This is a genomic window from Pedobacter sp. (assembly GCF_031119335.1).
Classification (GTDB): domain Bacteria; phylum Bacteroidota; class Bacteroidia; order Sphingobacteriales; family Sphingobacteriaceae; genus Pedobacter.
In genome coordinates, this window is sequence record NZ_JAVHXT010000006.1 from 131,690 (window position 1) to 142,929 (window position 11,240).

10 protein-coding genes are annotated in these 11,240 nt (G+C 36.4%); all 10 read left to right on the forward strand.

Annotated elements, in window-relative coordinates; all coding sequences use genetic code 11:
• The first annotated feature begins 291 nt into the window (after positions 1–291).
• Positions 292–1,092, forward strand: a complete 801-nt coding sequence (locus REI64_RS08705; RefSeq protein ID WP_308849724.1) for a polysaccharide biosynthesis/export family protein — start codon at positions 292–294, stop codon at positions 1,090–1,092.
• Positions 1,093–3,504, forward strand: coding sequence for a polysaccharide biosynthesis tyrosine autokinase (locus tag REI64_RS08710; RefSeq protein WP_308849725.1), 2,412 nt, complete (start codon positions 1,093–1,095; stop codon positions 3,502–3,504).
• Positions 3,505–3,507: 3 nt separating this feature from the next.
• Positions 3,508–4,035, forward strand: a complete 528-nt coding sequence (locus REI64_RS08715) for a UpxY family transcription antiterminator (protein ID WP_308849726.1) — start codon at positions 3,508–3,510, stop codon at positions 4,033–4,035.
• 199 nt (positions 4,036–4,234) lie between these two features.
• Positions 4,235–5,341: a glycosyltransferase family 4 protein gene (locus tag REI64_RS08720; protein ID WP_308849727.1), complete on the forward strand. Its 1,107-nt coding sequence runs from the start codon at positions 4,235–4,237 to the stop codon at positions 5,339–5,341.
• A 69-nt stretch (positions 5,342–5,410) separates the two neighbouring features.
• Entirely contained in the window at positions 5,411–6,271 is an 861-nt protein-coding gene (locus tag REI64_RS08725; RefSeq protein WP_308849728.1) for an ABC transporter permease, read from the forward strand.
• 63 nt (positions 6,272–6,334) lie between these two features.
• Positions 6,335–7,096 (forward strand): glycosyltransferase, encoded by a 762-nt coding sequence (locus tag REI64_RS08730; protein ID WP_308849729.1) that lies wholly within the window; start codon positions 6,335–6,337, stop codon positions 7,094–7,096.
• 64 nt (positions 7,097–7,160) lie between these two features.
• On the forward strand, positions 7,161–8,003 hold the full coding sequence (locus tag REI64_RS08735; RefSeq protein WP_308849730.1) for a glycosyltransferase family 2 protein: 843 nt from the start codon (positions 7,161–7,163) through the stop codon (positions 8,001–8,003).
• Positions 8,004–8,016: 13 nt separating this feature from the next.
• Positions 8,017–9,261, forward strand: coding sequence for an ABC transporter ATP-binding protein (locus REI64_RS08740; protein WP_308849731.1), 1,245 nt, complete (start codon positions 8,017–8,019; stop codon positions 9,259–9,261).
• Positions 9,261–10,058 carry an FkbM family methyltransferase gene (locus REI64_RS08745; RefSeq protein WP_308849732.1) on the forward strand — a complete coding sequence of 266 codons (798 nt, stop codon included), beginning with the start codon at positions 9,261–9,263 and terminating at the stop codon, positions 10,056–10,058. Before REI64_RS08740 ends, REI64_RS08745 begins: the two co-directional genes overlap by 1 nt.
• Positions 10,059–11,231, forward strand: coding sequence for a glycosyltransferase (locus tag REI64_RS08750; protein WP_308849733.1), 1,173 nt, complete (start codon positions 10,059–10,061; stop codon positions 11,229–11,231).
• The last annotated feature ends 9 nt before the right edge of the window (positions 11,232–11,240 follow it).

The window sequence follows — 11,240 nt, forward strand, 5'->3', positions numbered from 1 at the left end:
AGTACTTTCTTCGGTGCTTGTTCGGTTAGTGTTCGTACCTGCTTCGGTAAAATGTCCCTTTTACCAAACAAGCACCGAAGCAGATACGAAGCAAACCTTTAGTTAATGGCAATTCTACCTTCAATTTTTCAAGCCATTAGCAAGGCATTAACTTATCAGCATTTGATAGAAAAAAAAGCATCTCTTGTCAAAGCTTAAAACCTGTGGTTTTGAAAATTCTAAACACCTGTTTTTTAATTTTATCATTTGACTAACAATAAAAAGTTGTAATTTGCACCTTCATTCAAACTAATGAAGTACAACAAATTATACCTAACAACACCTTTTTTAATTGGTCTTGTTGCACTGCTGTTGAGTTCTTGTTCCTTTAGAAACAGGCAAGCATTGCTAAAGACACCATACGATGCCGATACTGTAAAAACTGTTAGGGTGATTAATGGAACCGTTGCAGATAGCGAAGATTACTACAACCTTATTAAGCCAGAAGACGAATTGGCCATTAGGAATGTACAAGACATGAGGCTAATTGTTAGGGACGCACAGACAAGCACCAATATCAACAATCAGCAAACCTTCACAACTTTTAAAGTAAACGCCAATGGCGAGGTGGTACTTCCTAAGGTTGGCAATATCAAAGTTGCGGGTCTAAACCGCACACAAGCTGCCGCCGAAATCCAAAAAGCTTACGAAGCTAAAGAATTAAATGCTCCCTTAATTGATGTACGTATTGCCAATGCCTACATTGTAGTATTGGGCGAAGTAGGTAAGCAGGGTAAATATATCATCGATAGAGAAGATTACGAGCTAATTGATCTTTTAGCAGATGCGGGCGGTGTGAATATCAATGCCAACAGAAAAATGGTGAGGATTTTTAGGGGCGACAGAGCCAATCCAGAAATTATCCAAGTAAACTTAAACGACTACAATTTTATTAAAGACCCGAAATTGAAACTACGTGCAAAAGACATCGTATATGTTGAACCCCGTAGAATTGCCTCAAGCAGCCAAAATTTCCAAGCTTATTCTACATTTATCCAAGTTGGATTAGTTGCTGTGAATACCCTATTACTTATTTACAATATTGCCAAATAGATGGAACAACAGGTCAACGGAAACGCGAATGTGCAGCAAGATATAGACTATGTTAAAATCGTTAAGATTGTACTTAGTAGATGGTACTGGGTGGCTAGTACAGTTATCATCGCATTGGTAATTGCCTATATTTACCTTTGGTATACGCCAGAAACCTTTAGCACCAGCGCATCGTTAAAGTTTGATGAGAAAAAATCAGAAATTTCTGAGCTCTTGAATGTTCGAAATGCGTACGATCGCACTAACAAAATGCAGTCGGAGCAGTTTGTAATCCGTTCTAGGGAAGTCTTAATGAATGCGGTAGAAAACTTAGACTATAAAATTTCTTTTTTTCTAAAGGGCAGGGTTAGAACCAGCGACATCTATCCTCAAAAACCCTTACACATTGCCATTATTGAGCAAGATAGCCTAGATTTCACCCGCTCTTTGTTCGAGTATGAGCCTATCGACAGCAAGTCATTTAAACTGAGTCATCAACAAAACGGGCAAGAAGTAGTTAAGACTTATCAAACTGGTCAAATTATTGCTGTTCCGGGTATCAAATTCAAAATCACCAACAGTACATTTTCTACCAACAACAGTTCTATTTACTGCTTTAAGTTCAATTCGCCATCCAATTTTATAGGGCGCATTGCAAGCGGGTTGAATATGACCGAAACCAAAGGAACCAACATCCTTAGTTTATCCCAAACTGATAAAAATCCTTTCTTTGCTACGGATGTATTAAATGCAGTAATTAAATCTTATGTAAGTTACGATCGCGAACAAAAAACTATATCAGCTACGCAGACTATTGATTTCATCGACAGTCAGCTGCAAAACATGTCTAATGCTGTAAAAACATCTGGTTCGGAGCTAGAACAGTTTAAAGTGGCTAACAAAGTGTTAGATATTTCTGCTACGGGACAAGATGTAATGAAAAAATTGACCGATTTAGAGACGGAGAAAAACACACTCAATCTGCAAGGTATTTTCATCAATCAGTTAGAGAAGGAAATTGTCAACAATAAAAATCTGAATGCCATTAATTACAATTTGCAAGGCATTACAGACCCCATGCTTGGTTCTCTGTTGGCTCAGTACAATACGCTACTATCGGAAAGAGAAGCGGCTCTTGCCACCTTCAAATCAACTTCAGACAAGGTACAACTAATCGACAAGCAGATTTTAGATATTAAATCGGCTTTCGTAAGTAATGCCAATAGCCAGAGACAAAAAAACCAAAAAACTATCGCTTTTTTAGAACAGCAGATAGGTTCTATCAAGCAAACTTTCAATACCATTCCCAAAGCCGAACGTGAGCTCATTAACCTTACGTCTAATGCGGCCATCAACCAAAAGGTTTACAGCTATTTGTCGGAAAAGAAATTAGAGGCACAAATCAGTAAAGCAGCCATTACTCCGGGTGCTACCATTGTAGATTTTGCCTTGTACAATACCAACGCCATTGCTCCTATTCATAAAAAAACCTATATCAGTGCTTTAATTATGGGCTTAGTGGCTGGTATAGGCCTGGTATTTTTGGTAAGGATGTTAAATCCGTACATCTACGATAAGGAAACCATCGAAAGCTTAACCAATATCCCTATCATTGGGGTAATTAGGAAATATCAGGATGCGATTGACGAAGACAACCGTCAAATCCTTTCCATTAAAAACCCAAAATCTCTTTTTGCAGAATCGGTAAGATCGGTAAGAACCAATTTGAGTTTCTTAGCTTCAGAAAAACAGAGCAAGGTAGTGTGTATCACTTCAGAAATTTCTGGCGAGGGTAAATCGTTTACCACTGTAAACTTGGCCAGTACTTTAAGTTTAATCGATAAAAAGGTGATTGTAATTGCGGCGGATTTAAGGCGTTCGAAATTGCAGCATACATTTAAGGTAAGCAACCTCAAAGGGCTAAGCTCTTATCTTTCAAACCAAACTGAGCTGTCGGAGATTATTTTTGATACCGAAGTAGAAAACTTAAGATTCATCCCTGCCGGACCAGTGCCACCTAACCCATCAGAGTTATTGTATTCTGATAAGATGAAACACCTTTTGGAAGAGCTAACCAAATCTTACGACTTTGTGATTGTCGATTCGGCTCCAGTTGGTTTGGTTTCTGATGCTATTCCTTTGATCAGAATGGCCGATGTGAATTTATTTGTAGTACGTTCTGGCGTATCTCGATACCAAGCAGCTTCTGTACCAGAGCGGTTATCGAAAGAATTTAACCTCTCTAATATTGCGATTATTTTAAACGCATTTGATAACGACATCCTACACAGCAGATATTATACCACCAATTATACAGGCAGTTACTACGCCAATTACTACTACTATTCCGATTATTCGAATACGGGCTATGGTAGTGGCTACTACAGTGACGAGCCAGACAAGAAATGGTGGGAGTTTTGGAAAAGGAAATAGACGATGATCGATAGTTTGTACAGATGGTATCCGGTGTATACGAATTCTAGAGCAGAGAAAAAGGCCTATCAAGAACTACAAAGAAAAGGAATTGAGGCCTATTTACCGCTTAGAAAAGAAGTGAAGCAATGGAGCGACCGCAAGAAAATTGTGGAAGAACCTTTGTTTAAGTCTTATCTTTTTGTTCGTATCTCCAACAAAGAACACGCAGAAGTTTTCATGACGCAAGGCATTAGCCGTTTCCTGTATTTTTCGGGGAAAATTGCGATCATGCCTGATAAGCAAATGGAAGACTTGAAGCTATTGATGGCTTCGGGCGAAGATTTGGAACTGATTGAACATGATATTCAGCCTGGTGAAAGAGTATTGGTTAACGCCGGTCCTTTTAAGGGAATGATTGCCGAGCTAGTGTCTATTAAAAATAAAAGAAGCCTGGTTTTAAAACTAGAAAACTTGGGCTACGCAATTGAGGTGAAAACTTCGATGGCTTATGTAGAGCCGTTAGCCCCTAAATCCCCTAAGGGGACTTAAAGAAATGAGAATGACAAATGAGTAAATGATTGAATATTCCTTTAATGTTCATCCGTACTTATTTAATCATTCGGAAAACTAATCATCCGATAGCTATCGGATCAAAATTAATACCCCTAGGTACCGAAAATGGGACTGAAAGGGCGAAGCTGTGGGTTTAGGTTCATTAGTTCATTTGGTTATTGGTTATTAGTTCAAATTGAAAGTCCTCTTCCTTACTTTAAAAACATTCAGCTTTACAGGCGGGATAGAAAAGGCTTGCAGGTCACTCCTCTATGCACTGCAACAAAATGAGGATATTGAGCTGACCACCTACTCGATGTATGACAACAATACTCATACAGACCAGCGTTATATTGCAAAGAGTAGCTTTAAAGGATTTGGTGGAAAACGAGTTTCTTTTGCCTTAGCCTTAATAAAAAAAGCATTTAGTACAGATAAGTTGATTTTAAGTCACATCAACTTATTGCTATTCGGTAAAATAGTTAAGCGCTTAAAACCAAGTGCAAAAATTATCCTTTGGGCGCACGGCATTGAAGTTTGGAGAGCAATCCCCAATTGGAAAAAGAAGTTCCTACAAGAGAAATCCGAAATTTGGGCGGTAAGTAATTATACCAAACATCAATTGATAGAAAGGCACCAAATTCCATCAGCAAACATTAAAGTACTCAACAACACAATTGACCCTTTTTATAAAGTGTCTGAAGATTTTTCTAAGCCCAGTAATTTGTTAGAGCGTTACCAAATCAAGCCCAATGATTTTGTATTATTTACTTTGACCAGATTATCAGCTACTGAACACGCCAAAAACTATGACTTAGTGATTAATGCAGTGAAAGCACTGAAAGATCGGCTTCCTCAGCTCATTTATGTTATAGGCGGTAAAGCCGACGAGCAGGAACAAATACGATTGACACAATTGATCGAAAAGCACAAGCTTACCGAAAGCGTAAAAATCATTGGCTTTATAGAAGAACGGGAAATTGAAGCACATTATCACTTGGCAGATTGTTTTGTGCTTCCTAGCAAAAAAGAAGGCTTCGGTATTGTGCTCATAGAGGCTGCCGCTTGTGGTTGTCAGGTCATTGGTGGAAACGTTGATGGTAGCACAGATGCGTTGCTAAACGGAGAACTAGGTCAAATAGTGGCCCCAGATAGCGAAGTAGAAATTATTGAAGCCATACAAAAAGCAATCCACAACACTCAGCATCAACCAAAACTACAACAAGAACTGACGTTGCAAGATTTTGGTTTTGAGCGATATATCGATAAGGTTAGCTGTTTAATTGCAAAATCGGTTAACTGACACCAACCCATTAAAAAAATCAATAGATCTGCCCAACTAAACGCTTCACGCCAAACGCAAAACTAATTCATGAACAACCAACAAACATACGACTGGAGCATTGAGCCGCAAAACTCATTGCTAGATCTCAAGTTGAAAGACACTTGGGCCTACAGAGATTTACTTTGGCTCTTGGTAAGAAGAGATTTCGTGTCGTTCTATAAACAAACCATCTTAGGACCACTTTGGTTTTTTATACAGCCCTTGTTAACCACCCTTATTTTCACCTTCGTTTTTGGTAACCTCGCAGGAATTAGCACAGATGGTTTACCTCAGCCCCTATTTTATATGGCTGGTATTACCGCTTGGAACTATTTTGCCGACTGCCTGACTAAAACCTCTACCGTTTTTAAAGATAATGCCAATATCTTCGGTAAGGTATACTTCCCAAGATTAATTATGCCCTTAAGCATTGTGGTGAGTAACTTGGTGAGATTTGGTGTGCAATTCCTACTGTTTTTACTGGTAATGGCTTATTATTTTTTCATTGCGAAAGCAGATTTCAGTATTACCTGGGCCATTTCCTTATTTCCATTAGTGGTTGTTTTAATGGCGCTATTGGGCTTAGGTACGGGCATGTTAATTTCGGCAATGACGACTAAATACCGCGATTTAGCTTTCTTAGTTACGTTCGGAGTACAGCTGTTGATGTATGCCACTACAGTCATCTACCCCTTAAGCACTGCTTTAGAAAACTATCCGTCTTATTCTTGGATCATCGAATACAACCCAATGACCCCATTGATCGAGACTTTTAGATATGGTTTTTTAGGCAATGGCACTTTTAGCTGGGGGGCAATTGGCTATACTACTGGCATTACCCTAGCTATACTTTTAGTAGGCATTGTAGTATTTAATAAAGTAGAAAAGAATTTTGTGGATACGGTTTAAAAAAATGTATCTCATTTTTTTAAAACTAGGTTAAGATTAAGACTAAGCAGCCATCTCAACTCAATGCAACCCCAACCATTATTCAGTGTCTTAGTTGCCAACTATAATAACGGAAGGTACATTGCCGAATGCCTAGATAGCGTTTTAAAGCAAGATTATCCAAATATTGAAATTATTATTGTTGATGATGCTTCTACGGATAGTTCATTGCAAATTATTAAGCCCTACCTGCAACATAGCAATATCAAATTGTTTAGCAATGAAGAGAACAAAGGCGTAGGTTATACTAAAAAAAGATGTATTGATGAAGCATCTGGTGAAATCTGTGGGTTTTTAGATCCAGATGATACGCTTACACTCGATGCCATTAGCCAAATGGTGGAGGCACACGCAAGCAAGTCTGACGCTGCACTAATTTACAGCGACTATTATGAGTGTGATGAGCATTTGCAAATCACTAAAGCGTATAAAACTGAACAAGTGATCAACGGGCAATATGACTTTTTTAATGATAAGGGAATAGGTCCATTTGCTACGTTTAAAAAAGAATTTTACGATAAAACTAACGGTTTAAATCCTGCACTCAAAAGAGCGATAGATCAAGACCTTTACCTAAAACTTTATGATACCGGCAATTGCATCCACCTTCCAAAACCATTGTACTATTATAGGTTTCATGATAAGGGTCTATCTACCAATGCGCAGGAAGATTTGGCCTACTATTGGTTTTGGCTGGTTAGAATATTAAGAGCGCAAGAAAAGGGAATTACTTGGAGCAGCATTTCAACGATACTTTTATTCGAAGAAAGCGCATCTGGTATTTGATTCCTCTTGATGAGAAATTTAGAAAATCGTTTGTATTTAAGGTATTGAGAAAATGGCTAAAATAATGCTTTCCGTTATCACCATTAACCTAAATAATTTCGAAGGTTTGAAAAAAACGATGACCAGTGTCTTCAAACAGACTTATCAAAACTTCGAATACATCATTATAGATGGTGCATCAAGCGACGGAAGTGTAGCACTCATCAAGGAATATCAAGAGAAAATTAACTATTGGATTAGCGAGAAAGACAGCGGTATTTACCAAGCCATGAACAAAGGTATCAAACAGGCAAATGGTAAATTTCTTTTATTTTTAAATAGTGGTGATACGCTGTACCATCCCAACATTTTAACAGAAACTGCTGCAAAAATTAAAGATGACAATGCTAACATCTTCTATACCGATGTAAACTTTGTTGATGAAAAACTAAAGTTTGCTTGGATAAAGACCTATCCAAAAACAGTGAGCGATAGTTTTTTTATAAAATCTTCTTTATGCCACCAAACGATGTTTATAGAAAAAAGGCTTTTTGAAGAAATAGGCCTTTATAAAGAGAACTATCAATTATCTGGCGATTGGATATTTAGTTTCGATGCCTTTAAGAAAGGTTCTGTATTTAAAAAAATAGATGAAATTGTACTTTGCAATTTTGTTTTAAATGGATTTTCTAGTGATTACAAGCTCAGTCAAAAAGAAAGGGGAAACTTTTTACATCAGTGTTACCCCCAATACTCAGAACAATACAGACTGATAATCAAAAAAAAGGGGATCTTTACAAGAATCCTCTTAAAGGCAAATAGGTTGATCGCAAATCTTAGCAATGGCCCTAAAAAAAAAGGTTACTTGCGCTACATTAATTCAATCTCAACCTCTCAACCTCAACCTCAACCTCAACCTCAACCTTAGCCTCAACCTCAACATGTCTAACATCGCGATAAAAGCCGAAAACCTTTCCAAAGCCTACCAATTAGGAGAAATTGGCACAGGTACCATTAGCCGAGATTTGGAACGTTGGTATGCCCGCATTCGTGGCAAGGAAGATCCATTTTTACGTATCGGCGAAACTAACGACCGCACCAGCAAAGGCGCTTCAGACGTTGTATGGTCACTAAAGGATATTAATTTCGAAATTGAGCGGGGCGATGCCGTGGGTATTATTGGACGTAATGGCGCAGGTAAAAGTACCTTATTAAAAGTATTAAGCCGTGTCACCTCCCCTACATCTGGCCGTATTACCGGTAAAGGTCGTATCGCTTCTTTGTTAGAAGTAGGTACTGGTTTCCACCCAGAACTCACTGGCCGTGAAAATATTTACTTGAACGGTGCCATATTGGGTATGCGCAAAAAGGAAATTACTCGCAAATTCGATGAAATTGTAGATTTTGCAGGCGTAGAACGTTATATAGATACTCCTGTAAAACGTTACTCTAGCGGTATGTATGTGCGTTTAGCTTTCGCTGTAGCTGCCCATTTAGAAAGTGAAATTTTAATTGTAGACGAGGTATTAGCTGTTGGCGACGCTGAATTTCAAAAAAAGTGCTTGGGTAAAATGGGCGAAGTAAGTAAAGGGGAAGGTAGAACGGTACTATTTGTGAGCCATAATATGGGGAGCGTTTATAAGCTTTGCAAAAAATCAATGATTCTAAACTTTGGAAAACTAACTAATATAGGGGATACAAGCTCAATAATCCCAGAATATCTTCAGTTACAAAATGAAAATGAAATTACAAAAAGTACTTTAGATGATAATTATGTTATAGAAGAGTTATGCTTTAGCAATACACAACTCCATAGTCTAGAAGATATCCAACTAAATATCAGAATTAGATCTAGCGAAGAAAGAACTATATTTTCTCTCACACCATTAATTTATAATGAATTTAATCAAAGAGTAGCTATCATTGATCTAAGAAATGACTTAGGGTCAAGTGTTCGCATAGCTTCCGATGGAGCATTGAATATCAAAATTGCAATCAAGGACTGCCCATTAATAGAGGGGAAATATCAGTTAGGTTTTTATCTTCAAGATAATATAATTTCAAAAAATATCCTTGGGGTATACAACTTTGAAATTCTATCGGCAATTAATAACGATAACGATTTAACCTTTGAATATGACCCTTCGGTACGCGGTCTAATGAATCTACAAACTAAAATTATTTAATGATACAGATCATCAAAAAAATTATCAAAAGAACCTTTTTCAAATGGTATTGGAATTTAAAAGGCACTTTTCCTTACTATAAGCATCAGGTTTACTTCCCTAAAAATAGTGTAATATTCCTTCGAGCTATAGAAGAAGGAATATATGAAATGGACAATGTTAAAATTCTAAATAATTTGGTTAGAGATAACACATACACTTTTGACATAGGAGCAAATATAGGTCTAATGGCTATACCTATATTGTCTAGAAATAGTAATAATCATGTGATTTCTATAGAACCTTCCCCTAGTTCATTCCCTTTTCTATCAAAAACTCACAAAAGCAGTAATTTCAATAAGCAGTGGCATCTAATAAACAAAGCCGTTTCAAACAAAAGTGGTACAATCGACTTTCAAATTGCAACAACAGAAAATGCTGCTTACGAAAGTGTAATGAATACTTCTCGTACAAATTTTATTAACTCTATACAAGTTGACTGCACAACAATTGATGAGATATGGAATTCGTTTAATAACCCAGAGATTTCCTTCATTAAAATTGATATTGAAGGAGCAGACTTATTAGCGCTACACGGAGGCAAAGAGTGTATCAAAAAATGTAGGCCTTCAATATTAATGGAATGGAATAAAATAAATATAATCCCATTTAATCTATCAAATTTAGATCTTTTGAAATTCACAACAGACATAGATTATACAATATATGCACTACCTTATTTTAGCAAATGCACTACTATCAAAGATTTAGAATTATTATCTAAGATGGATGAAAATTTCTTACTTATTCCGAATTAGATGAGCGGAAGTTTACCTAAAATATTATATATATCGGATGTATCGGCTGTTAATACTACTGGAGGTGAGTTAGTATTATTCCGGCTCTTAGAAAACTACCCTGGGGAAGTTCGAATCATTGAAAGCAATCTTAAGGAAAATGATGTTAATAAAAAACTACCAGTAGAATATGTTAAACTTAGATACCCTTTAAGTCGTCTTTATAAGACAAGATTTACCGCTGTTTATAATACATTAATCTATTTTCTATCATATTTCATACAAAAGAAATTGATGAAACTAATTAAAGACTATAGACCTGACATTATACTCTCTGTTTCTCATCACCTACTTTATATAAATGCATTTAAAGTTGCTGAAAAACGAAAAGTACCGTTCATCTGTATACATCATGACTACTTTTATCATTCCGTTGGACTACTGCAGTTTGCAAAGAAGCATTTAACAAGGGATTTTCAACAATTATATACAAAATCTAAAAACCTCTGTGTTTCGGAATTTCTAAAAGAATTTTACGAAAATAAATTTGGCAAAACTGATGCAGAAATATTGTACCCTCTCCAGCCATTAACAAGGGAACCGCCTCAAATAAATTTTTATGATAAACAAAAATTAACGTTTGGGTATTTGGGCTCGATAAATACTCCGGGATTAATAAATGACATGATTAAGTTTGCTCATGAAATTGAGACGTCTGGCCACAAATTAATTCTTCTTAGTAATATAACTTTAAATGTTCTTAGAGAAAATGGATTAAAAACTAACAACATCGTAATAGGTGGATGGGTTGAAGCAAAAGATTTAGTTGAATATATTCAAAAAAATATTGACATTTTATTATTAATTCAAGATATGTCAAAGTTCTCCAAACAAAGCGTGTCGACAAATTTCCCAAGTAAATTAGTTGATTATACTTTAACAGGTCTACCAATTGTAATTATTGGAAAAGAATATTCAAGCGGAATTAAGTTTGCTAAAGCTAACCCCGAAATATTTTACACAGTGGAAGAAATTGCCTCTCAGCAAATAAAAAAATTAACGGACTGCTCGGTTGATTTTAATGTTAGAAGAAAGTTTGGAGAAAAGGCTTATAAATTTGGTAAAGAGAATTTTGCAAACCATATTATAAAAACAAAGTTCTATGGCTTTATTAAATCCTATCTTAATAGCTAATAGATTTTC

Excerpts from the sequence above, each read along its gene's own strand:
- REI64_RS08740 (WP_308849731.1), top strand. The coding sequence starts at position 8,017 with ATGTCTAACATCGCGATAAAAGCCGAAAACCTTTCCAAAGCCTACCAA.
- REI64_RS08750 (WP_308849733.1), top strand. The coding sequence starts at position 10,059 with ATGAGCGGAAGTTTACCTAAAATATTATATATATCGGATGTATCGGCT.
- REI64_RS08735 (WP_308849730.1), top strand. The coding sequence starts at position 7,161 with ATGCTTTCCGTTATCACCATTAACCTAAATAATTTCGAAGGTTTGAAA.
- REI64_RS08745 (WP_308849732.1), top strand. The coding sequence starts at position 9,261 with ATGATACAGATCATCAAAAAAATTATCAAAAGAACCTTTTTCAAATGG.
- REI64_RS08710 (WP_308849725.1), top strand. The coding sequence starts at position 1,093 with ATGGAACAACAGGTCAACGGAAACGCGAATGTGCAGCAAGATATAGAC.
- REI64_RS08715 (WP_308849726.1), top strand. The coding sequence starts at position 3,508 with ATGATCGATAGTTTGTACAGATGGTATCCGGTGTATACGAATTCTAGA.
- REI64_RS08705 (WP_308849724.1), top strand. The coding sequence starts at position 292 with ATGAAGTACAACAAATTATACCTAACAACACCTTTTTTAATTGGTCTT.
- REI64_RS08725 (WP_308849728.1), top strand. The coding sequence starts at position 5,411 with ATGAACAACCAACAAACATACGACTGGAGCATTGAGCCGCAAAACTCA.
- REI64_RS08730 (WP_308849729.1), top strand. The coding sequence starts at position 6,335 with ATGCAACCCCAACCATTATTCAGTGTCTTAGTTGCCAACTATAATAAC.